The organism is Maribacter polysiphoniae (assembly GCF_003148665.1).
In the GTDB taxonomy this organism is placed as follows: domain Bacteria; phylum Bacteroidota; class Bacteroidia; order Flavobacteriales; family Flavobacteriaceae; genus Maribacter_A; species Maribacter_A polysiphoniae.
Window position 1 is genome coordinate 85122 of record NZ_QGGQ01000008.1, and the last position, 23072, is coordinate 108193.

A 23072-nucleotide genomic window follows, 5' to 3' on the forward strand; every position below is an offset into this window, starting at 1 on the left:
TTAGATTGAAATAAATTTACGGTTTCTCAAAAATATCGATTCTGTAGGTATCATCATCACCTGTTACCATTTGAACATAACTTTTATACCTGCTCCAGGCTACCTCATTATTTTCAAGGGCTTCCTTCACGGCACATTTAGGCTCATCCAAATGAAGGCAGTTATTGAATTTGCATCCACTTTTAAGTTTAAAAAACTCAGGGAAATAGTCACCGATTTCATCCCTTCCCATGTCGAAGATACCGAACCCCCTAATCCCAGGGGTATCGATGATCCTGGCATTAAAACTTAAATCGAACATTTCAGCGAAGGTTGTGGTATGCTGCCCCTGTAGGTGTTGTTCCGATATTTCGGCAGTCTTTATCTGTAACGTCGGCTCCAAAGCATTGATCAAAGTTGATTTGCCCACGCCGGAATTACCGGAGAACATACTGATCTTGCCGACCATTAAATCCCTTACCTTATCGACATTCTTACCTGTGGTAGCCGATATACCGATACAGGTATACCCGATTTCCCGATAGAGGGCAGCTAGATACTTAACCTCCAACAACTCATCCTCATCGTAGGAATCGATTTTATTAAAGAGTAGAACCGCAGGAATATGATAAGCTTCTGCCGTGACCAAGAAACGATCTATAAAGATGGTATAGGTCTTTGGATTTTTAAGGGTCACCAACAAAAACACCTGATCTAGGTTTGCCGCGATTATATGGGTCTGCTTGGAAAGTTTTACCGATTTTCTGACGATGTAATTTTTCCTATCCTCAATTTCGGTGATGATCCCGATGGTTTCCTCATCCGCATTTTCCACCTCAAAAACAACATGATCCCCTACCGCAACGGGATTGGTACTTTTTATTCCCTTAATACGGAATTTACCTTTTATACGACATTCATAAAAATCCCCGTCCACCGATTTTACGGTATACCAACTGCCTGTAGATTTATAAACAATGCCTCTCATTAATTAACAAATTCCCTTAATTTACAAAGTAACTGTTTTTATTAACATAAAATACTATAAATTTGGCGCAGTTCCATTAACACAAAATCAAAAAAACAAAGCAAAAATGAATTTAGTAAAGAAAACTTTTTACCTTTTATTATTTACCTTTTCGGGGGTATTGGTCGCTCAAGAAACAATTACCAACGAATCTGTTGTACAAATGATGGAACTCGGTTTCGATGATTATATGATCATTGACAAGATCAATACATCAGATGTAAAATTCGATGCCTCCATCGCCGCATTGGGCAATTTGAAAAAAGCCGGGGTTTCTTCTGAAGTCATTTCGCTGATTATGGATAAATCCAAACAAAACACCAAATCCAAAACAGGCATTTACTATTTGGCTGAAAATGGTGAGGATAAGTTGATCCACCCTAGTGTTTTCTCCGGTTCAAATTCAAATGCCGTAGCCCAAAAATTGGTATCTGGATTGATCAATTCAAAAAAGAAAGCACAATTACCCGGTATACATTCAAACAATGTTCTTAATACCAATTCACCTGAATTCACTTTTATATTTGACCCTAGTGTTACGGAAGTAGACAACATGCAAAACAACCAAGGCGGTGATACCGGTATTTTCAACTGGTGGTTTAGAATGGCCAGCAACCCCAATGAATTTGTCTTGGTGAAACTGACGGTTAAAGACAGAAAAAATCTAAGGGAAGTTATTACGGGTAAGGATAGTTGGATCACTAGTAGCAGTGGTATCGACCCTAAATACGCCCTTAACTTTTCAATGGAAGAGATAGAAGGAAATAAATTCAAAGTGACTCCAGATGCCCTAGAGCCCGGAGAGTATTGCTTTATTTACCAAGGACAAGTACCACAGGGAAGGGAAAACCAATCGGTTTTTGACTTTTCCGTTCAATAAAACTGCATTTAGAATGCGAACTGTTAAAAAACCTGGCCTTTTCGCCGGGTTTTTTTATTCCTTTTTATGATCTTTGGGTACCGCTATATACATGAAACACACATAACTTTAAACTATTATATCATGAAAAAAAACGTTTTACTTTTTTGCCTTCTAGTCTTAATGTCCTTTGGGTTAAGTGCCCAGGAATATACGGTAATCACTAGTGTAGAGTCTATAGTACCAAGTGGCTTGGGACGTTCGAGACTGATCAGCACCCTTGAAAAAAAGGATTATCAAGATTTCACCAGTGTGCAATCCGAGGAGGATAAGAGCCGTAATAAATCGAAAAGGGATGAGATTAGGGTAAAGAATTTCGAGGAGACGAAATTATTGAACTTTTTCAATATTGGGGGAATCCGTTTTCAGAATATTGCTGCAAATGATGCTGTAATCACCTCTAAAATCAATGCAATGGTTGCTGACGGATGGGAATTGGCATTTGTGACCAGTGCGGTTGAGAGTGATGGCGGAAAAGGGGATGGTCAGGGTATTTTCATTACCCGATACATTTTTAAACGATAAAAAAAAGCCGGTTTATAACCGGCTTTTTTTTGATTCAATCTTTTATATGAACCCTGCCACCGGCCAGGGTTTTTTTATTGATGTCCTTGGGGTTTCCATACACATAGACATCCCCACCTGCCCTTACGTTGATATCGACTTTTTCCGATGCATATACCTCAGCCTCACCTGCTGCGGTTATTTTCACCTCCGTATTGGATGTTTTAAGCTCACGCCCTTCAAAGACTCCTCCCGTATTCAATACAATCGATTGGTTTTCCGCTAAACCGGACAACTCAACGATACCTCCTGTTACGGCCCTGACCTCCAGATCGACAACATCCAATCCTGCCTTGATTTGGGCCCCTTCCTGTGAACGGATTTCAAGATGGTCTTGCTGAACCAATTCATTACAGACTATTTTGGCCCCTTCATTACCATCAATCACATCCAAATGTTTGTAAAAGACCTCGATAAAGGTATCCTCACCCGTAAATTTCTTGTCCAATTGCATTTTCAACTTCAGGGTACCATCCATATTCACCACCTTAATATCATAAACATTCTCGCCTTTGATGGTAATCCTATTTTCATCGGATTTTATGAGATTCACCTCTATTAGATCAAAAACCTTGATCTTATTGAAGTCTCCCACTTCTTTATCGATCATTCTTTGGGCCGATGCGGTTATGGAACTAATTACCGCCAAAAGGAATAGTATTTTTTTCATCGTTATTCTTTTAGATTTATCTAAAGATGTGATACCGCTGCCAGTGTTACAGTTTTCAAAAAAAAATCCCGATTTAAAATCGGGATTTTTTTTAACCTTGCATTATCTTCTCTTGATGATTGATGGATTCTTGGTGAATGGCTTTAAACATTCTCAGTATAAACTCCTCACTCAATCCTTTTGACTCCCCTTCCAAAATCATACTTCCCAAAATCGAGTTCCACCGATTACTTTGAAGGATGGCAACATTCTTTTGCTTCTTAAGGCTCCCTATTCCATCTGAAATCTTCATTCGTTTCCCAAGCATATCGATCAATTGGTTATCGATGATATCAATTTGCGTTCTAAGGTTACTCAGCTTGCTATTGAATTCCGCTTCCTCATCGGTTTCTTTACGTATACGTAAATCCTTCATGATCTGTACCAAGGCCTTTGGAGTCACTTGCTGCGCAGCATCACTCCATGCATTATCGGGATCGAAATGGGTCTCGACGATAAGTCCGTCAAAATTAAGATCCAATGCGGTTTGTGAAACATCAAAGATCATATCCCTATTACCTGTAATATGCGAAGGATCATTGATCAATGGCAAATCCGGGAATTTCGTCTGTAGTTCAATGGCCAACTGCCATTCAGGAATATTTCTATATTTGGATTTTTCATAGGTAGAAAAGCCCCTATGGATCACACCCAACTTTTTGATATTCTTACTATATAATCGTTCCACAGCCCCTAACCATAAAGACAAGTCTGGGTTGACTGGGTTTTTGACCAATACAATCTTATCAGTACCCTCAAGGGCATCTGCAATTTCCTGTACTATAAATGGACTTACCGTTGAACGTGCTCCAATCCATAATAAATCAATATCATGTTCCAAGGCCAATTCCACATGGGCTTTATTGGCAACCTCGGTAGCTGTCTTCAATCCTGTTTCTGCCTTTACCCGCTGTAACCACTTAAGACCCAATGCCCCAACACCCTCAAAGTTGCCAGGTCGTGTTCTTGGTTTCCAAATACCGGCCCTAAAGTAGTTTACGTCGGTATCCTTAAGTTCGTGGGCTATTTTCAAGACTTGCTCTTCGGTCTCTGCGCTACATGGTCCTGCAATTACCAAAGGATGATCTAGTCCCAAATCATCCAACCATGTTCTCATTTCTTTTGAATTCTCCATTTTTACTTTCCTCTTATTTGTTCAAAGGTATTCCTTTTAATATTTCCTTTATTTTATTCGTATTGTTCATTTCATCGTAAATGCCTTCATAATTATCATTGAGCAGCAATTGTTTAAAGGCTTCAAGATTCTCAATGTACTCTTCCAAACTCTCAACCACATTCTCCTTATTCTGCTCAAAAATGGGTGCCCACATCGCTGGTGAACTTTTCGCCAATCGCACGGTACTTTCAAATCCACTTCCCGCCATGTCAAAGATATCGCGTTCATTTCTTTCCTTATCGATTACAGTCTTACCTAACATAAAAGAACTGATGTGTGATAAATGTGATACATAGGCAATATGCTTATCATGTGCCTCAGGATTCATATATCTTATTCTCATGCCAAGCTCCTGAAAAAGTCCCAAGGCCTTTTCCTGTAATTTAAAAGCTGTTTTTTCAATCTCACAGATAATATTGGTCTTCCCTTGAAACAAATGATCGATAGCTGCGGAAGGACCTGAAAACTCAGTACCAGCAATAGGGTGGCAAGCTAAGAAATTTCTTCGTTTTGGATGATCCTCCAAAATTTTGCACAACGTCGCTTTTGTTGAACCCGCATCGAAAACCACGCAATCATCATCCACGTGATCCAATATCCTTGGCAGCTCGGTCAGCATTGCATTTACCGGGATACCCACTATCACAACGTCTGCCAAATGCAAATCATCAAAGTCCGCTATAACATCAATCAATTCAAGGGCCATTGCTTCCTCTAAATGGGAGGCATTGGCATCTATACCATGAATCTTGACTTCGGGGACCAGCCGTTTAATATCCTTGGCCATACTACCCCCGATCAAACCTACACCAATTACAAATACATTCATCTTAAAACCTTTCTAGTGCTTCTTTTATTTTTTCCTCTTTCACACAAAGTGAAAATCGAATATAACCCTCACCATTGCTTCCGAAAATCGTACCTGGAGCGATGAATATATTTTTTTCATACAGTACATTATCAATAAAATCCTCAGAATCGGAAGCACCATGTGGCAATTTTGCCCAAATGAACATCCCGACCGCATTTTTGTCATAGGTACAATTCAATTTATCAGCCAATTGCAACATCAACGCCTTCCTTTTTTGATATACCTTATCCAAAGCCCTATACCAATCCTCACTACTTTTTAAAGCTGCGATGGCTCCTTTTTGAATACCGTAGAACATGCCTGAGTCCATATTACTCTTTACCTTTAGAATGGCATTGATATGTTCGGCATTACCCAATACCATACCTACGCGCCAACCGGCCATATTAAAGGTCTTGCTTAAAGAATTCAATTCCAAGGCTACTTCCTTTGCCCCGTCGATAGCCAAAATACTTGAAGGCTCTTCATTAAGCACAAAACTATATGGATTGTCATTCACAAGAAGGATTCCATTGTCCTTTGCAAACTTGATCAATCGTTTCAATTGGTCTTGATTGCCCGAGGCCCCAGTGGGCATATGAGGATAACTGACCCACATTAATTTCACTTTGGACAGATCTTGTTGCTGTAAGGTCTCCAAATCGGGGAACCAACCATTTTCCGCATTAAGATCATACTGCTTGGGTACACCTCCGACCAATTTGGTAACCGAGGTATAGGTAGGATACCCTGGATTAGGTATTAAAACCTCATCACCAGCATTCAAAAAGGCCATACTAATATGCATGATTCCTTCCTTGGAACCCATAAGGGGCAATATCTCGGTGTTTGGATCTGCAATTACCTTGAATTTCGATGCATAAAAATCCGCAATCGCCTGGCGTAATGCCGGCAACCCCTGATAACTCTGATACTGATGCGCCCCTGCCTCTGTCACTGAATCCTTTATGGCCGTTAGAACATCCTCGGAGGGGGCTAGATCCGGACTGCCTATTCCCATGTTTATTATAGGTTTGCCCTCAGCGATCAACCCACGGACCTCCCTAAGTTTTTTAGAGAAGTAGTACTCCTCCACCGTTTGTAATCTATCCGCAGTACGAATCATATTCTAGCATTTTTATATTCCCCCAAAACCCTAAAGTCATCTGACATGATGTCTAAAAGCGCTTTGGCCTTTGCAAAATTATTATATTCATCGAAGGTCACATCAACAAAAAAAGCATATTTCCATGGGGTTTCAATAATGGGCAATGACTGTATCTTGGTTAAATTCATATTACAATCGCTCATCACATTCAACACTGTCGCGAGACTTCCTCTTTTATGATCGGTCACAAAACGGACCGAAGCCTTGTTTATTTCAGTTATAGGCCATTCCTTATTGGTGGTTTTTACAATAATAAATCGGGTCGAATTATTCTTTATCGTTTGAATATCCGAAGCTATGATTTCCAAATCATATAAATCGGCTGCCACTTTAGGGGCAATGGCCGCAACACCCTTTAAGTGATTATCATGAATTTGCTTGGCGGTCTCCGCGGTATCAACATCCTCGACCACTTTTATATGGGGATGTGTCTTTAAAAACTCACGACATTGCAGGAGGGCCATTGGATGGGACCTAACTTCATGGATATCCTCAATCGATTGTCCCTTCAGGGCCATAAGATTATGGTGGATGTTTAAATAATGCTCCCCTATTATATGTAATTTCTTATCATTAACAAGTGCGTAATTGGGGATGATTGACCCCGCAATCGAATTTTCAATTGCCATTATCCCTTTATCCGCTGTTGCATCAAGCAGGCAGTCCACCAAGCCATGAAAGGACATACACTCTACCAAATCAACCTCTTCCTTAAAACAATCCAGGGCCACCTGATGATGGTTAGACCCCTTGATTCCCTGTATGGCTATCTTTAAACCCATTTTTATCCGTTATAATAAAACTGATATTTTTCAACAAAAAAAGTCCCGTTTTTCACGGGACTTAATGTTATATTTAATGTTTGCAATACACTACAACAGTCCCATCTCCCTCTTATAAAAGAAGAAAAAATAAAAACCGTTAAAGAAATACTGCTTTGTCATTGTCTTGTAAATCTTCGACTAAGGTAATTATTAAATTTAAAAAACAAATTCAAAGTCATTCTTTTTTTGATTTTTTCTATAAAAACATATTTAATTGCATATTTTTCTTTAAAACAGCCTTTTTTATTGGGAATCAGCAAGGAAAATATCGACCGATGCATCCAAGACATCCTGAATTCGAGGGTTTGTACAATTCGTCAGAATGGAAAAAACCATTTGTTCATTAGGGTAAATAAAGAGATTGGAGTAACCACCCACGCCATTCCCTATATGACCAAAATAGGGTCTTCCCTTTTTATCCTCACTAACCTGCCAACCCAAACCATAATAGGTAGCCTTTCCATTTATCTTTTCAGTGGTAATAAATTGGGAAAATACAGCATCGTGCATAATCTCCTTCTTCAGATACGCCTGTCCGAACTTGGCTATATCATCGGAAGTTGACAAATAACCACCGCCAGCCAGTTTATAGGTGTTGTTTACAGGCATCGCTTTATAAAACCCTGATTTCCTTCTTGAATAGAAGGTAGCCAAATGGTCGTTATTGCCATCTGTCATTTCAATTGCCCCAGATTCGGAACCCTCGCCAAAAGTATGGGCTAACCCAAAAGGCTTCAGTACCTTTTCTTGAACATAGTCCCCAAAGGGTACCCCACTGGCTTCTTGCATGGCCAAAGAAACCAACACCCAATCATAACTATTGTAATGATAATCAGTACCTGGTTTGAAAAGCAGGTCGTCATTCTTGAATATCCGTAGGCTATCCTTTATGGAGAACGGTTCGTTCAAACCGTATTCCTTTCCTTTATACCCACGAATACCCGCTGTATGGCTTGCCAATTGTCGTATGGTAAAATCATATTCCTTCCTTGGAAAATAAGGAACATAGTCATATATCGAAGCATCCAAGTCAATAACCCCATCCTTAACCATTTGGACCAAGGCGGTCGCTGCAATATTCTTGGAAACACTGGCAATCCTGAAGATAGTTCGTTTCGGATCTACCTTTATCCGTTTTTCGACATCCGCATAACCATATCCTTTTTGAAATATAACCCCTCCTTTTTTTAGTACCGTGATGGCAAGCCCTGGGATCTTTTTTTCAATTATGAGGCCGTTGAGTAGGCCATCCACCCCTGATAATCCTTCCAAGGTACGATGTGGTTGCTTTTCACTTTTGGAAGTGAATAGGTCTTTCAGATATGTCATAAAGGATTTCAATACCGTACAATTTTTTATGCCCACTGATAAAGAATAGAGGGGCCCGATTACCCCTGTCCTAAAAAGACCGGGATTCTTTGTCGTTCATACACGTAGGTAGAAAAACAAATTCCTTTTAATTCAATCCTTAAAAATAAGCTTTCCGGTATACAATTCCTCAATATCGATGGTATCCGGTTGATTGTAACTAATGACATCACCAGTTCCCCTAATTATCCCGGAAATCGATTCTTGTGGATTTATTTGGATATCATTGGTTCCACGATGATTTAACCGTACCGCATTGGCCAATAGGTTTTCGGCTTCAATCCTTGAATCCCCAGCTGCGATATCGATGTACAAACTATTTGTAGTTCCTTTTAACTTGAAATAGGCAATACCATTGACCGTAATAGACAGACTATTGGTATTCAAATCCAAGTCAAATTCCCCATCCGTGGTTTCCGCTTCTGGATCGGTAAAACTCTCTGAATACAATTTAAGACTTTCATAACCAAGTACACCGTCACTTGTAATGGGCAACCCCGTACTACTTCTAATTTCGGTAAGGTTCGGTGCCGTTACATACACTTTGGTAACTCCGTAATCCCTAAAAAGATTACAGCCATTATCATTGCGCAGCAACAATCGGCCTTCCTGGACTTCTGCCGTAATATTCTTTTGCAAAAATTCACCGGTTTCAATCTCTACCTTTTGAACATCCCCCTGTTTTAAAACTAGTCCAACCTTTTCAAATACCGTTATTTTAGAGAAACTTGACACCTCTATTTCGGTTCTTACAATCTCCCCGGCATCCTTAAAACAATCCGGGGCATCCTCACTGTTGCATGAAAAAAGGAAAAATATGAAAACGACCATGAATCCCTTGAATGCCCCAAAGTATATCTTGTTATCTATGAACTTTGTTTTTTCCATTTCCAACATTACATCTTTTATAATCTAACCCCAATTCCAAATTCAACGGCTTCAGCCTTTGCCCCATGGGACTTTAGGGTTACCGCCCCGAATACCTTATTGCCAAAATAACGTTTCAAACCGACCCTATTGTACATTCGACCTTCAAAATCAAAAGGATAATATACATAGTAGCCCAATTGGGTTATGACCGACATTCTATTAATGAATAGTTCATGGCCTAAAAAGACCCCTACACGCTTATAGTCATCATCTGCCGATACCCCATTCTCTGGAAAGGCAATGGACTGAAAACGAATCAATTCCTTTAAAAAACGGGAAAAATAGATATCACCCCCTAATTGGATCGCACTTTTTCTTCCCAATCGTTTATCGGCATAGGCTGAGACAATATAAAAAGGGTATTGCCCCATATCTATAACATCGCTTTCATTCAATCCGGCCCGGAAAACCAAATTATATTTAATAGGTTCTATTATTTTTTCCTTTTCCCGTGTGGGTAAAAAGGCAATTTCCTCCCCTCCGTCCAAATCATAGGTCAAACCCGCATTCAGGGCAAAGGTATTGGTCGATGTGTTGGGAGCCCTAAAGTTCGCATTGGAATAATGGATCAACGTAACACCCGCTTTAAAGCCCAACCCTTTGAATATATTTTCCTTATGGTAATTCAACATTAAATACGTCGAACTCAACAAACGGGAACCATAGGCATTGTTCCGGAAGTTATCATACTTATCATATGGATTGGTATTGTACGCAATACCCTGCCCAATTCGGAACTGCATCAAACGTTTGAAAAAATAGAAATTGTAATGGGCATAAATTCCATAATTATCGCCCAAAGTACTATTGTTCATGTTCTGATAAATGAACGAGCCCCCGATATCAGGATAATTAAACGTTTCTTGCCAAGCCTCATCCCCGTAAGTTTTACGATTATAACTAACGATCAACCCGCCCGGATGATTCGATATCAAATGGGATATATCTGTATTATGAAGCAGTACCGAGCCATAGAACTGGTTTATGTCAATGGTATATTTCTTGATTTTTCCATTGCTTTGGGAAAAACCAATAGTACATACGAATATAAAAATGGGGAGTAACCTTAGGTTCATGAAGTGCAAAAGAAATTTTATGGTGCTTTAGGCACGGCGCGAAGTTAACACATTTGTTTTACACCTCGTAATCCCAACGGCCGTTGAATATATTTCAAAAAATCAAAACACCTCTTTTGCGATGGCATGGATATTATCCGATTTACCCATTGAATAGTAATGCAAAACCGGAACCCCATATTCCTTCAATTCTTTCGACTGTTGGATGGCCCATTCCACGCCCACTTGGCGAACCGACTTATTATCTGCACAGGCATCAACGGCATCGATTAAATTCTGGGGTAGGTCTATTCTAAAAACCTGGGGCAACAATTGCAGATGTCTTTTTACCGCAATCGGTTTTATCCCTGGAATAATCGGAACGGTAATCCCCATCTTCCTGGCGGCTTCGACAAATTGAAAGAACTTTTGATTATCGAAGAACATCTGCGTTACCACATAATCGGCACCTGCATCAACCTTCTCCTTTAATCGCTTTAGATCGGATTGTAAGGAGGGAGCTTCCAAATGCTTTTCAGGATACCCAGCCACGCCAATACAGAAATCCGCATGCTCATCCTTCTCGATAACTTCATGGAGGTATTTCCCGTGATTCAAATCATTGATCTGCCCCACCAAATCGACGGCAAAGGAATGTCCTCCTTTTGTGGGTTCAAAATATTTCTGTTCCCTTCGGGCATCACCTCTCAATGCCATCACATTCTCTATACCAAGATAATGGCAATCAATCAGCACATATTCGGTTTCTTCCTTGGTAAACCCTCCACATAGGATATGTGGAACCGTCTCCACCTGATATTTATGCTGTATCGAAGCGCAAATACCTACCGTACCTGGACGCATACGTGTCAATTTCTTATCCAAAAGTCCGTCACGATCAATATAGACATATTCTTCACGAGAGGTCGTAACATCTATAAATGGCGGTTTGAACTCCATCAAGGGGTCTATATTATCATATAATTCCTGTATGTTTCTTCCTTTTACAGGCGGAATCAATTCAAAGGAGAACAAAGTCTCTCCTTTGGCATTTTTTATGTGGTCCGTTATTTTCATATATGCTGAACTTGTTTCAGTATGTAATATTCATTTTGGGCGTTACCCTATTTATTTGAATTAATTGCCAGATTCCTGCTTTTTTTCTTTATACCTACAAGGTTTTTAAAACCTTGTAGGTATCTAACCTTGCAGGACCCAAACCTTACAGGGGCAAAAAATGCCGCTACCGACTGCCGTCCCAATCGCAGTCAACGGCCTTGAGGCATAACGATGCTCAATCCTCACTAATATTTGGGGACAACCATTTTTGGGCCTCCTCGATTGGCATTCCCTTTCGTTCGGCAAAATCCCTTACCTGATCCTCCTTTATTTTCCCTAATCCAAAATAGCGGGCCTCGGGATTTGCAAAATAGTACCCACTCACACTTGCAGCAGGCCACATGGCCAAGCTCTCGGTAAGTTCAACACCAATTTTTTCCTTAACCCCCAAAACCTGCCATAGGGTCAATTTTTCCAAATGGTCGGGACAGGCAGGATACCCCGGTGCCGGCCGTATACCTTTATAGCTTTCGTTTATCAATTCCTCATTACTCAATTCCTCATCCTTTGCATAGCCCCAATACTTCATACGAACCTCTTTATGCAAATACTCTGCAAAGGCCTCTGCCAACCGATCGGCCAAAGCCTTGATCATTATGGCGTTGTAATCATCATGGTCCTTTACAAATTCATCGGCCAATTCAGCCGTACCAAATCCTGTACTTACACAAAAACATCCGATATAATCCTCTATTCCTTCATCCTTGGGCGCAATAAAATCGGACAAGGCAAAATTAGGCACTCCTTCCCGCTTTTTCAATTGTTGCCGTAGTGTACGGAAAACAAATTTCTTATCCTCCCCCTCTATTTCAATATCATCCTCTTGGACAGTATTGGCCTTGAACAAACCAAAAACCGCTTTTGCTTTCAACAGTTTATTATGCAACACATCCTTCAACATATCCTGGGCATCAGAAAATAGTTCCTTGGCCTGCACACCGACTACCTCATCGGTTAAGATGGCCGGATACCTTCCGTGGAGCTCCCAACTTCTAAAAAAGGGTGTCCAATCTATAAAGGGCAATAGTTTACCAAGATCTAAGTCTTCGATAACCTGAATACCCATGGTTGTTGGCTTTACGATATTGGTGTTCTTCCAATCAATCTGGAATTTGTTCGCCCTTGCATCCGCTAATGACCGATACTCTTTATGTTTCGCTCGGTTCTTGAATTTGTCACGAAACGTTTCATAATCCAACTTTATCGATTGTTTATACGTATCGGAAGTTTCTTTTTGCAACAAATCGCCAACGACGGTCACTGCCCTGGAGGCATCGTTTACATGAACCACCGCATTCTGGTATTCGATATCTATTTTCACCGCGGTATGGGCCTTACTCGTGGTCGCCCCTCCTATCAGCAAGGGTACATTGAAATTCTGACGCTGCATTTCCTTGGCCAAAAATACCATCTCATCCAACGACGGGGTAATCAGACCACTTAAACCAATGATATCTACATTTTCCTTTTTAGCGGCCTCTATGATCTTTTCCGGGGGAACCATTACCCCAAGGTCAATGATCTCATAATTATTACAGGCCAAAACAACACTCACAATATTTTTTCCAATGTCGTGTACATCGCCCTTAACAGTTGCCATAAGGATTTTTCCTGCCGCACCCCCAGCAACCGCATCTGGATTGTTTTTTTTCTCCTCTTCAATATATGGCAAAAGATAGGCCACTGCTTTTTTCATCACCCGGGCCGATTTCACAACTTGTGGCAAGAACATTTTCCCGCTTCCAAACAGGTCACCTACTACATTCATACCTGTCATTAAATGTCCCTCAATAACCTCTATGGGTTTGTCGACACTTTTTCTGGCTGTTTCAACATCCTCAACGATATATTGGTCAATACCTTTTACCAAAGCACGGGTAATCCTATTCTGCAACGGTTCTTCCCGCCAGGATAGATCCACTTTGTTTTCTTTGGCTTTCCCGACTACCGATTCGGCAAAATCGAGCAATCGTTCTGTGGCATCATCCCTACGATCCAGGATTACATCCTCGACATGTTCCAATAAATCCTTTGGGATATCATCATAAACCTCCAACATCGTTGGGTTTACGATTCCCATATTCATCCCTGCTTTTATCGCATGGTACAGAAAAACCGAATGCATGGCCTCCCTAACAGGATTGTTTCCCCGAAAACTAAAGGAAACATTACTTATACCCCCACTGACACTACTGTAAGGCAAATTTTCCCGCACCCATTTCGTAGCCTCGATAAAGTCGATTGCATTCCGTCTATGTTCATCCATACCCGTCGCCACAGGAAATACATTCAAATCGAAAATAATATCCTCGGGAGCGAATTTCACTTCATTGACCAAAATGTCGTAGGACCGTTTGGTAATCTCGACCCTGCGTTCAAAAGTATCGGCCTGGCCTACCTCATCAAAAGCCATCACCACGACGGCAGCACCATAACGCCTGATCAGTTTGGCGTGCTGAACAAATTGTTCCTTACCTTCTTTAAGACTTATGGAGTTTACAACGGATTTTCCCTGAACGACCTGCAACCCTGCCTCGATAATCTCCCATTTGGAACTATCGATCATAATGGGTACCCGTGCAATATCGGGTTCTGCCATTAAAAGATTCAGGTACTTTACCATTGCCTCTTTGCCTTCAATCAGGCCATCATCCATATTGATATCGATGACCTGGGCACCTCCCTCAACCTGATGACGGGCAACGTCAAGGGCTTCCTCAAATTTCTCTTCTTTGATAAGTCGAAGGAATTTCCTTGATCCAGCCACATTGGTCCGTTCCCCTACATTAATAAAATTGCTTTCAGGAGTAACTATCAGGGGTTCAAGACCACTAAGTTTAAGGCATCTGTTCCCTTGATGATTGCCGACCCTTGATTGTATGTTGGCCTCTTCATTTATCATCGAATATTGTTTTTATACTAATTGATAAATCCATTTTGCGATTTATTACTCTTTACCACTTTTCCCATGAGGGATTTATACCTTCCTTTTTCAAAGGATATTGGTCTATTTGGAAATATAGGGACTCCCTTTTAGCGTCCCTATCCAAACACCCCCCAAACCTCAACTATATACTGCCGACCTTTCTCGGTTTATAATCCTTCACCAATGCTGCCATGGCTGAAATATGTTCAGGGGTTGTTCCACAACAACCACCCACAATATTCACCAAACCCTTTTCCATATATTCCCTAATTTGGGCTGCCATCTGCCCTGCAGTCTCATCGTATTCCCCAAAGGCATTTGGCAAACCTGCATTGGGGTGGGCAGACACGGCAAAATCGGTTTTTGCCGCCAAGACTTCTAAATGTGGCACCAATTGACTTGCACCCAAGGCACAATTAAAACCTACCGAAAGTATCGGAATATGTGATATTGAAATCAAGAATGCCTCTGCGGTTTGTCCGGATAGGGTTCTCCCCGAGGCATCGGTAATCGTACCGCTCACCATCACTGGAATATCAAGATTCCGTTCTTCTTTCACCTCTTCAATGGCAAAAAGTGCTGCCTTGGCATTTAAGGTATCAAAAATAGTCTCGACAAGCAACAAATCAACACCACCGTCTACCAAAGCCTCTATTTGCTGTTTGTAGGCCAATCGCAAATCATTGAAGGAAACAGCCCTATACCCTGGGTCGTTCACATCTGGGGACATACTTGCTGTTTTATTGGTAGGACCTATACTACCCGCAACAAACCTAGGTTTATCGGGTTCTTTGGCCGTGAACTCGTCAGCCACTTTCCGTGCAATTTTGGCTGCTTCATAGTTAAGTTCATGTACCAGATCCTCCATATGGTAATCGGCCATGGCTATGGTTGTACAGGAAAAGGTGTTGGTCTCGATAATATCGGCACCAGCCTCAAGGTATTTTGCATGAATGGCGGCAATGGCCTCTGGTTGCGTCAAGGATAAAAGATCATTATTACCCTGTAACGGACTAGGCCAATCCTTGAATCGTTCCCCGCGAAAATCGGCCTCGGTGAATTTATAACGTTGTAGCATGGTACCCATGGCACCATCTAAAATCAAAATTCGCTCCTTTAATATTTTTCTTATGTCTCTCATGCATTCTATTTGCAAAAAATATACTGTATTATTTTCATCTTTAATTGCGTTAGGTACTTCGACTGCGATTGGACCTATTCTTCACAGTGGCATCTTTTTGGAATCCTACAAGATTCCAGGAATCTCATAGGTATTACAAAAAAACACATTGCAAAGCCTGGCCATTTACAGGTATGAAAATGGTAACGCACTACTTTTATTTATCGATCAAGGAAAGGTGTAAGACAGATGTCTTTTTCAGGGTTATCTTTCACGCCTTAGCTGTGATAGAATGTAGCACCTTCTTACCCCGTTATGCAGTGGGGAAAGGGTTGCCAAGGTTTCATTGGGTCTAGTCCCTCCGCCTTTCTTGATAACTTTATCAACATAGTAAAGAACTCGTTGCAAATAAACGGTACTGATTGTTCAAAAACAAGGAATAACCTTAGTTTTAGGTTATTACTCGTCAATTTTTTCCTTTGTGGGCAAAAGGCTTTTGGTTACTTCATTCATTTTTTCAACCTTCTGTTCAAAGTTCCCCTTTAAGGTCTTCCTAAAAGCATTTAAATTAAGAACCATTTGATTTATATCCTCAGGAATGACTTCCTCGAAAAACTGACGTAGCCTTTTTGCGGTCGTCGGTGATTTACCATTGGTTGAAATAGCGATCTTGACATTACCTTTTGTTACAATCCCTCCCATATAAAAATCGCAATAAGGAGGATTATCGGCTACATTGACCAATTTATCAAGTGCACGGCAATCTTCATATACCTGCACATTAACCTCAGGTTTATCTGTGGTCGCTATGACCATGTGTTTACCCTTAAGATACATTTTTTCATACACGTCGGTAATCAACTGCACATTATACTTTTGGGCCAACTCCAAAGTGCCTTTGCCGTATTCCGGGGAAACCATCATAACATTGGCATCCGGACTTGATTTCGTCAGGAAAGTGAGCTTTTCCTCAGCTACATTACCGCCACCTACAATAAGAATGGACAGATTAGAAGTCTTGAGAAAAATTGGGTATAGATTATTTCTTTCCTTCATAGCCTAATGGTAAACAGACCCTCAAGGGCCTAAAGTCCTTTGATGTCTAATTTATGATGTTGAACCTTTTTACTCGGATATTCAGGGAGATCGTTTTGCGAATGGTTCTTTTGCAATTCCATAATACGTTCCCGATGTTTTACCACATCGCCAATAATAATTATGGCCGGGTTTTTCAATTCCTGTTTTGCTACTTCTTTTTGAATTGTCGTTATGGTACCAACCCCTACTTTTTCATTCTCCCGTGTACCGTTTTGAATAATGGCAATGGGTGTATCGTCTTTGCCTTCTTGTTTGAAAAGATCTACAATAGCCCCTAATTTACTCATACCCATAAGGATGACGACGGTAGCATTGGACTTAGCTGCCAAATGGACATCGGTAGATAATTTATGCTCTTTGGTTGTTCCTGTAATCACCCAAAAACTCTCGGAAGAACCTCTTTTGGTTACAGGGATATGCTGGGAAGCAGGTACGGACACCGAGGATGAAACCCCAGGAACCATAGCCACTTCAATGCCTTGGGCAGCGGCATACTCCATTTCTTCGGCACCCCGTCCAAACACAAAGGGGTCACCACCTTTTAACCGGACCACATGACCATGGCTAAATGCCCTGCTTACAATAAGTTCATTGATTTGATCCTGCTCATAGGCATAACAACCTCTTCGCTTGCCTACAAAAATATGTTCCGCATTGGGTGCATATTCCAATAGTGTATCATCTACCAAGGCATCGTACAGAATCACATTGGCGCTTGCCAAGGTCTTAACCCCCTTTATGGTTATTAAGTCGACATCACCGGGACCGGCACCGACTACCGTAAGTTTAGGTTGCTTAAACATTTGACAAATCCAATTTTCTATATGTTTCAACACTCTCCATAAAGTCCTGTGCTTCCTTTAAATAGCTTTTTGCAAAATCCTCGGTAGGCTCGTTCGATTTTATTTGAAGTACCATTTCGGAGAAACCACCCTCGACCTGTATTCGATTGGATTGAACGAAAATCTCATCAAAATCCTTGATGATACTGATATGGGTATTCGTTTTCGTATTCTCGGAAGTCAACAAAGCTTTAGCCGCATTGACCATTGCCGTATATGAATGATATATACTAGCGGCCCATTTTCCCTCATGGATTGATGAGATCGCATTGACGATTTTTTCATCGCTTTCGTACAACAAGGTAGCCACAAGATCAATGACCACTCCGGCACACTCCCCGATACCAATGGCTTTTTGGTATTTTTCTTCTGATCCCCAGTCAATATAATCGCTTGGTGTTATCGTATCCAAATCACCTAAAGGCTTCAATAGGTCATAGAAATAGGATTTTCCTTTTTCAGCATAATACGTAACATAGGAAGCCCCTTTTCCATTGGCTTCAAAATCATTCAATATCAACCGTAGCGCCTCAGGTCCCCGCTTACTGGGCACTTTAAGTACCTTATCGGCAAACGCACCATTTCCGTCACCTAAGTTACCTCCACCCAATAAAATCTGTAAAGCAGGGGCAACCAATTTGTCCTTGGTTTTTATAGACATTCCCTGAAAACCTATATTGGCCATATTATGCTGACCACAAGCATTCATACAACCACTTATTTTGATGAGCACATCGGGGTTGTTTATATATTGGGGATATTCAGCCTTGATGACCCGTTCCAATTCCCTGGCAATACCCGTACTACTTGCAATACCCAAGTTACAGGTATCCGTTCCTGGACAAGAAGTGATATCACCAGCTTTGTTATACCCCATATGGGCAAAACCTAATTTTAAGAGTTCGGTATAAAAGAAGGGCACCAATTCTTCCTTGACATAGGGAATCAAAATATTCTGACGCAGGGACAAACGTAATTCCCCAGCGGCGTATTTCTCAACCAATGTTGCCAACAAACGAGCTTTATCCGTATAGAAATCACCCAATAGTACTTTAATACCTATCGCAACATATCCTTCCTGTTTTTGGGGTACCAAACTTGTTGATTTCCAAGCTTCAAAGGCTTCCTTGTCTGTAATTTCAACGTTTGGGATATTAACAACATTCGCAATATCGACCTTTGGATAAGCCTCCGCATCGATAGGATAGCTTTTTATAGGTATTGCTTTTTGTTCTTCTTCAACCAATTGCTTAAACCCATCCAGACCAACATCCTTCAACAAGAATTTCAATCTTGCCCTAGACCTGCTCTTACGTTCACCATAACGGTCGAATACCCGAACAACACCTTCCATCAATGGAATGATTTTGTCTGCCGATAAAAATGGAAACAACAAATCGGCATGTCGTGGTTGTGACCCCAAACCACCTGCTAGCATTACCTTAAATCCACGTACCCCATTTTCCAATTTGGCAATAAAGCCCAAATCGTGCATATAGGACAATCCTGTATCCGCATCACTGGCGGAAAAGGATACTTTGAACTTCCTACCCATCTCCTGGCTAATGGGGTTTCGTAAAAAATACTCAAAAAGAGCATGCGCATAGGGTGAAACATCAAAGGGCTCGTCAACATCGATTCCAGCGGTTTCACTAGCGGTCACATTACGTACCGTGTTACCACAGGCCTCCCTCAAGGTTATGTCATCTTTTTCCAATTGGGCCCAAAGTTCAGGTGTCCTATCCAAATCCACATAATGTATTTGGATATCCTGTCTTGTGGTTATATGCAATCTCCCCGTAGAGTATTCATCAGAAACATCACAGATTCGCCTTAGCTGGTTTGAGGTCACCTTACCGTAGGGTAATTTAATGCGAATCATCTGTACACCAAACTGGCGTTGCCCGTATATGCCACGCGCCAAACGAAGACTTCGGAATTTTTCCTCATCCAATTCCCCCCCTTTAAACTGACGGATCTTGGCATCCAATTCGATGATATCCTTTTCTACTATCGGATTTTCTATTTCTGTTCTAAAACTTCGCATATTCTTTTCTTGAAAAATCTTGGATTAATGTTTCACTAAAATTATTATTCTATTATACCTATAGTTTTAATAGGTAATTATTGCCGCAAACCAAGGCGTAAACCCTGGTCATTTATCGATCAATTCAGGAAATCAATTGATAAACCCTGCGCCTACCGTATTATTCGATTGTGTATCTATTAAAATAAAGGAACCATTTGTTCTATGGTCCTTAAAGGCATCGAAGAAAATGGGTTTGTTCAATTTAAAGGACACTTTGGCGATATCATTGATCTTAAGGGAATCGACCCCTTCATCAATACCAGAATAATCCGGATTGATTTTATGATGAATGTTATCCACTTTGGCCAAGACCTTATTTACTCCATGTTGTATGATGTATTTACCACCTGCGTTCAGGTTTTTCGAATCCATCCAAGAAATAGTGGCCGTAAACTGCTTATCTATCTTTGGCATATCACCAACCTTGACCAACATATCTCCCCGACTTACATTAATTTCGTCTTCCAGGGTTATGGTTACCGACGAGCGTCTCGATGCGGTTTGGTATTTTTTATCGTGAAAATAGATTTCCTTGATTCTGGATTTGGTTTGGGAAGGCAAGGCCACAACCTCATCCCCCACACTCAATTCACCTCCATATACTTTGCCTGCGAACCCTCTGAAATCATGGAATTCGTCGGTTTTTGGTCGAATAACATATTGCACAGGAAATCTAGGTGTACCCGCATTGAATACATCCTTCCTATCCAATTGCTCTAAATGATCCAACAATGTTTGTCCTTTATACCAAGGCAATTTATCCGTCTTATAAACCACATTGTCCCCCTTAAGGGCACTTACTGGGATAAAGGTGATATTTTGCTCCTGGTAATCACGCTTATCCATTAAGGCCTCAAAATCCTTTTTGATGGCGTTATAGGTTTCCTCGGAATAGTCGACCAAATCCATTTTATTGATGGCCACGATAACATTTTTAATCCGCAACAGGTTATTGATAAAAAAATGACGGTTGGTCTGTTCGATAACGCCTTTTCTTGCATCGATCAAAATAATGGCCGCCTGGGATGTTGAAGCTCCCGTAACCATATTCCTGGTATACTCCACATGGCCTGGGGTATCCGCAATGATATAACTCTTTTTGGGTGTTGAAAAATAGATATGGGCCACATCGATGGTAATCCCCTGTTCCCGTTCAGCTACAAGTCCGTCTGTGGCCAAGGAGAAATCCAGGTAATCATACCCTTTTTGTTTACTGGTTTTTTCAATGGCTTCCAACTTATCAGTGGTCAATGACTTGGTATCATACAAAATTCTACCTATCAAGGTGCTTTTACCATCATCCACACTACCTGCCGTTGCAATTTTTAGTACTTCCATCCTGTTTAACTGTTAGCCTTTGACTATTTACCGCCGGCTATTTTTAATTGATTATTTTGCACTCAAGGCCTATTGCCAAAAGTTGAATTTTCATTGGACAATTCTAGAAATATCCTTGTTGTTTTCTTTTTTCCATAGCTGCCTCTGACCGCTTATCATCTATTCGCGCCCCTCTTTCAGAGATGGTAGACTCACGAATCTCCTGAACGACACTCGCTATATCCGAAGCTTCTGAGAAAACCGCTGCCGTACAGCTCATATCACCCACTGTCCTAAAACGCACAAGTTCTTCCAATACCTCTTCATCCTCTTCTTGGTATACGTAGTCAGAATGTGACCAAATCATCCCATCCCTTAAGAAAACCTTTCTCTTATGGGCGAAATAGATTGATGGAATTTCGATGTTCTCTTTTTCGATATAAGACCACACATCCAATTCTGTCCAGTTACTGATCGGAAAAACACGTACATTTTGACCTAGGTCGATTTGCCCATTCAACATATCGAATAATTCGGGCCTTTGGTTTTTCTCATCCCATTGACCAAAATCGTCCCTTACTGAAAAAATACGCTCTTTGGCCCTAGCCTTTTCCTCATCACGTCTTGCCCCTCCAATACAGGCATCGAACTTGAATTCCTCGATTGCATCCAAAAGGGTGGTCGTCTGTAAGGCATTTCTACTGGAATATCTTCCGGTCTCTTCCTTTACCTTTCCTTGGTCTATGGAATCCTGTACATTACGTACAATCAACTCCAAACCGAGCTCTTTCACCAACCTATCGCGAAATTCGATGGTTTCGGGAAAATTATGCCCCGTATCAATATGCATTAACGGAAAAGGAATCTTTGCAGGGTAGAATGCTTTTTGTGCCAATCGTACCAAGGTTATGGAATCCTTACCGCCAGAAAACAATAGAACAGGTTTTTCAAACTGTGCCGCCACTTCACGAATAATGTAAATAGCTTCGTTCTCCAGTGGGTTAATGTGTGATGTATCTTTAATCAATGCCATGCTTTTACGCTTTTATATGCTTCATTAAATGTGCAATCCACACTCCCGGTTCTCAAGCACCTTGGTGGGATCAAAATATTTATGTTCATTCGGTAGGTTTCTTTCCCCCAAATACGTATCCAATTGTTCGTCTGTCCAGTGATAGAATGGACTAACTTTCAAAACCCCATCCCTACTAAGACTAAAAATATCCAAAGTATCCCTGAGGGCCGTCTGACCTTTCCTTAAATTGGTAAACCAAACATCAGGTTTTATCTCGGCCATGGCCCTTTTAAAAGGCTCCAATTTTACCTGTTCGGTAAATTCCGCATGCCTTGGGTCATCGATGCCTGGAATACCCATAACCACATCGCGATGTGCAGCGGTTTGCCTGGGGACATATAATTTTATGTTCAAATCCAAAGTACCAATCAATTCCTCTGCATGGGCATAGGTCTGGGGGGTATTGTACCCCGTATCGCACCATACCACAGGTACATCCTTCCGCACTTGGGTCACCGCATTGAGAATAGCGACCTCGTAGGGTCTGAAATTCGTGGTGACCACGGCATTTTTGGAATGTCCAATGGCCCATGAAATTATTTCCTCAGGTTGGGCTTCCTTAAATTGGATATTGTATTCTTTGATATTCTCCTCGGTAAAATCCATTGTTCAAATTTTTAAGATCGGTAGTCTACTTTTTTCCCCAAGTAACCATATTCCATGCCCTTTCGTGAAAAAAGTAAAGAATCATCTTGGTCACAAAATCGATTGAGGCTATAGAAGCCGCTATGGCGATTTTACCCGTTAAGAGGTAAGATATCAATAACGTATCCAACGTCCCAACCACTCTCCAACTCAACGCTTTTGCGATACTGCGAACTGGACTTTCTGATTTTTTGTCGGTATCAAAATCACTCTTGGCCGTTTTTTTATTTAAAATCAATTGGTCTGCAATCATGAAGTTTATATTTATTAT

General features: G+C 41.0%; 21 protein-coding genes and 1 riboswitch. Of the genes, 2 read left to right on the forward strand and 19 right to left on the reverse strand.

Annotated features, from left to right (window positions below; translation table 11 throughout):
• Nucleotides 1-16: 16 nt before the first annotated feature.
• A complete protein-coding gene (gene rsgA / locus LX92_RS15620) occupies nt 17-967 on the reverse strand; it encodes a ribosome small subunit-dependent GTPase A (protein WP_109652644.1) in 951 nt (316 codons plus the stop codon).
• Nucleotides 968-1073: 106 nt separating this feature from the next.
• Here rsgA and LX92_RS15625 point away from each other — a divergent pair, with 106 nt between their 5' ends.
• Together LX92_RS15625 and LX92_RS15630 are read left to right on the forward strand one after the other, a co-directional pair.
• A complete protein-coding gene (locus LX92_RS15625; RefSeq protein WP_109652647.1) occupies nt 1074-1886 on the forward strand; it encodes a hypothetical protein in 813 nt (270 codons plus the stop codon).
• A gap of 123 nt (nt 1887-2009) precedes the next feature.
• Nucleotides 2010-2450: a hypothetical protein gene (locus LX92_RS15630; protein WP_109652890.1), complete on the forward strand. Its 441-nt coding sequence runs from the start codon at nt 2010-2012 to the stop codon at nt 2448-2450.
• A gap of 34 nt (nt 2451-2484) precedes the next feature.
• Here LX92_RS15630 and LX92_RS15635 read toward each other — a convergent pair whose 3' ends face one another.
• The 18 genes from LX92_RS15635 to LX92_RS15720 form a co-directional block, all read right to left on the reverse strand.
• On the reverse strand, nt 2485-3159 hold the full coding sequence (locus LX92_RS15635) for a head GIN domain-containing protein (protein WP_109652649.1): 675 nt from the start codon (nt 3157-3159) through the stop codon (nt 2485-2487).
• A gap of 91 nt (nt 3160-3250) precedes the next feature.
• On the reverse strand, nt 3251-4333 hold the full coding sequence (locus LX92_RS15640) for a bifunctional 3-deoxy-7-phosphoheptulonate synthase/chorismate mutase type II (RefSeq protein WP_109652652.1): 1083 nt from the start codon (nt 4331-4333) through the stop codon (nt 3251-3253).
• Between the two features lie 13 nt (nt 4334-4346).
• Nucleotides 4347-5204 carry a prephenate dehydrogenase gene (locus LX92_RS15645; protein ID WP_109652655.1) on the reverse strand — a complete coding sequence of 286 codons (858 nt, stop codon included), beginning with the start codon at nt 5202-5204 and terminating at the stop codon, nt 4347-4349.
• 1 nt (nt 5205) lies between these two features.
• Nucleotides 5206-6351, reverse strand: coding sequence for a pyridoxal phosphate-dependent aminotransferase (locus tag LX92_RS15650; RefSeq protein ID WP_109652658.1), 1146 nt, complete (start codon nt 6349-6351; stop codon nt 5206-5208).
• The gene (locus tag LX92_RS15655; protein WP_109652661.1) at nt 6348-7175 is read right to left on the reverse strand and encodes a prephenate dehydratase; all 828 of its coding nucleotides are present in this window, start codon (nt 7173-7175) and stop codon (nt 6348-6350) included. The genes LX92_RS15650 and LX92_RS15655 overlap by 4 nt, the downstream gene beginning before the upstream one ends.
• 285 nt (nt 7176-7460) lie before the next feature.
• Entirely contained in the window at nt 7461-8546 is a 1086-nt protein-coding gene (locus tag LX92_RS15660; RefSeq protein WP_109652664.1) for a serine hydrolase domain-containing protein, read from the reverse strand.
• A gap of 132 nt (nt 8547-8678) precedes the next feature.
• Complete coding sequence (locus LX92_RS15665; RefSeq protein WP_223308389.1) at nt 8679-9473, reverse strand: head GIN domain-containing protein; 795 nt, start codon at nt 9471-9473, stop codon at nt 8679-8681.
• A 17-nt stretch (nt 9474-9490) separates the two neighbouring features.
• Nucleotides 9491-10591, reverse strand: a complete 1101-nt coding sequence (locus LX92_RS15670; RefSeq protein ID WP_109652667.1) for an acyloxyacyl hydrolase — start codon at nt 10589-10591, stop codon at nt 9491-9493.
• Nucleotides 10592-10693: 102 nt separating this feature from the next.
• Complete coding sequence (gene metF / locus LX92_RS15675) at nt 10694-11647, reverse strand: methylenetetrahydrofolate reductase [NAD(P)H] (RefSeq protein ID WP_109652670.1); 954 nt, start codon at nt 11645-11647, stop codon at nt 10694-10696.
• 217 nt (nt 11648-11864) lie between these two features.
• A complete protein-coding gene (gene metH / locus LX92_RS15680; protein ID WP_109652673.1) occupies nt 11865-14591 on the reverse strand; it encodes a methionine synthase in 2727 nt (908 codons plus the stop codon).
• A 166-nt stretch (nt 14592-14757) separates the two neighbouring features.
• Nucleotides 14758-15756 carry a homocysteine S-methyltransferase family protein gene (locus LX92_RS15685; RefSeq protein ID WP_109652676.1) on the reverse strand — a complete coding sequence of 333 codons (999 nt, stop codon included), beginning with the start codon at nt 15754-15756 and terminating at the stop codon, nt 14758-14760.
• A 240-nt stretch (nt 15757-15996) separates the two neighbouring features.
• Nucleotides 15997-16115: riboswitch (SAM riboswitch) on the reverse strand.
• A 79-nt stretch (nt 16116-16194) separates the two neighbouring features.
• Nucleotides 16195-16791: a precorrin-2 dehydrogenase/sirohydrochlorin ferrochelatase family protein gene (locus tag LX92_RS15690; RefSeq protein ID WP_109652680.1), complete on the reverse strand. Its 597-nt coding sequence runs from the start codon at nt 16789-16791 to the stop codon at nt 16195-16197.
• 29 nt (nt 16792-16820) lie between these two features.
• A complete protein-coding gene (gene cobA / locus LX92_RS15695; protein ID WP_109652683.1) occupies nt 16821-17636 on the reverse strand; it encodes a uroporphyrinogen-III C-methyltransferase in 816 nt (271 codons plus the stop codon).
• Nucleotides 17629-19722 carry a HEPN domain-containing protein gene (locus LX92_RS15700; RefSeq protein ID WP_109652686.1) on the reverse strand — a complete coding sequence of 698 codons (2094 nt, stop codon included), beginning with the start codon at nt 19720-19722 and terminating at the stop codon, nt 17629-17631. Before LX92_RS15700 ends, cobA begins: the two co-directional genes overlap by 8 nt.
• A 132-nt stretch (nt 19723-19854) precedes the next feature.
• The gene (locus LX92_RS15705; protein ID WP_109652690.1) at nt 19855-21102 is read right to left on the reverse strand and encodes a sulfate adenylyltransferase subunit 1; all 1248 of its coding nucleotides are present in this window, start codon (nt 21100-21102) and stop codon (nt 19855-19857) included.
• Between the two features lie 103 nt (nt 21103-21205).
• A complete protein-coding gene (gene cysD / locus LX92_RS15710; RefSeq protein ID WP_109652693.1) occupies nt 21206-22114 on the reverse strand; it encodes a sulfate adenylyltransferase subunit CysD in 909 nt (302 codons plus the stop codon).
• Nucleotides 22115-22138: 24 nt separating this feature from the next.
• Nucleotides 22139-22762 (reverse strand): phosphoadenosine phosphosulfate reductase domain-containing protein, encoded by a 624-nt coding sequence (locus LX92_RS15715; RefSeq protein WP_109652696.1) that lies wholly within the window; start codon nt 22760-22762, stop codon nt 22139-22141.
• A gap of 25 nt (nt 22763-22787) precedes the next feature.
• Complete coding sequence (locus LX92_RS15720) at nt 22788-23054, reverse strand: DUF2061 domain-containing protein (protein ID WP_109652699.1); 267 nt, start codon at nt 23052-23054, stop codon at nt 22788-22790.
• Between the last annotated feature and the right edge of the window lie 18 nt (nt 23055-23072).

Bases quoted from the DNA above. Each gene is read 5' to 3' on its own strand.
- rsgA (WP_109652644.1), bottom strand. From the start codon at position 967: ATGAGAGGCATTGTTTATAAATCTACAGGCAGTTGGTATACCGTAAAA.
- LX92_RS15625 (WP_109652647.1), top strand. From the start codon at position 1,074: ATGAATTTAGTAAAGAAAACTTTTTACCTTTTATTATTTACCTTTTCG.
- LX92_RS15630 (WP_109652890.1), top strand. From the start codon at position 2,010: ATGAAAAAAAACGTTTTACTTTTTTGCCTTCTAGTCTTAATGTCCTTT.
- LX92_RS15635 (WP_109652649.1), bottom strand. From the start codon at position 3,159: ATGAAAAAAATACTATTCCTTTTGGCGGTAATTAGTTCCATAACCGCA.
- LX92_RS15640 (WP_109652652.1), bottom strand. From the start codon at position 4,333: ATGGAGAATTCAAAAGAAATGAGAACATGGTTGGATGATTTGGGACTA.
- LX92_RS15645 (WP_109652655.1), bottom strand. From the start codon at position 5,204: ATGAATGTATTTGTAATTGGTGTAGGTTTGATCGGGGGTAGTATGGCC.
- LX92_RS15650 (WP_109652658.1), bottom strand. From the start codon at position 6,351: ATGATTCGTACTGCGGATAGATTACAAACGGTGGAGGAGTACTACTTC.
- LX92_RS15655 (WP_109652661.1), bottom strand. From the start codon at position 7,175: ATGGGTTTAAAGATAGCCATACAGGGAATCAAGGGGTCTAACCATCAT.
- LX92_RS15660 (WP_109652664.1), bottom strand. From the start codon at position 8,546: ATGACATATCTGAAAGACCTATTCACTTCCAAAAGTGAAAAGCAACCA.
- LX92_RS15665 (WP_223308389.1), bottom strand. From the start codon at position 9,473: ATGGAAAAAACAAAGTTCATAGATAACAAGATATACTTTGGGGCATTC.
- LX92_RS15670 (WP_109652667.1), bottom strand. From the start codon at position 10,591: ATGAACCTAAGGTTACTCCCCATTTTTATATTCGTATGTACTATTGGT.
- metF (WP_109652670.1), bottom strand. From the start codon at position 11,647: ATGAAAATAACGGACCACATAAAAAATGCCAAAGGAGAGACTTTGTTC.
- metH (WP_109652673.1), bottom strand. From the start codon at position 14,591: ATGATAAATGAAGAGGCCAACATACAATCAAGGGTCGGCAATCATCAA.
- LX92_RS15685 (WP_109652676.1), bottom strand. From the start codon at position 15,756: ATGAGAGACATAAGAAAAATATTAAAGGAGCGAATTTTGATTTTAGAT.
- LX92_RS15690 (WP_109652680.1), bottom strand. From the start codon at position 16,791: ATGAAGGAAAGAAATAATCTATACCCAATTTTTCTCAAGACTTCTAAT.
- cobA (WP_109652683.1), bottom strand. From the start codon at position 17,636: ATGTTTAAGCAACCTAAACTTACGGTAGTCGGTGCCGGTCCCGGTGAT.
- LX92_RS15700 (WP_109652686.1), bottom strand. From the start codon at position 19,722: ATGCGAAGTTTTAGAACAGAAATAGAAAATCCGATAGTAGAAAAGGAT.
- LX92_RS15705 (WP_109652690.1), bottom strand. From the start codon at position 21,102: ATGGAAGTACTAAAAATTGCAACGGCAGGTAGTGTGGATGATGGTAAA.
- cysD (WP_109652693.1), bottom strand. From the start codon at position 22,114: ATGGCATTGATTAAAGATACATCACACATTAACCCACTGGAGAACGAA.
- LX92_RS15715 (WP_109652696.1), bottom strand. From the start codon at position 22,762: ATGGATTTTACCGAGGAGAATATCAAAGAATACAATATCCAATTTAAG.
- LX92_RS15720 (WP_109652699.1), bottom strand. From the start codon at position 23,054: ATGATTGCAGACCAATTGATTTTAAATAAAAAAACGGCCAAGAGTGAT.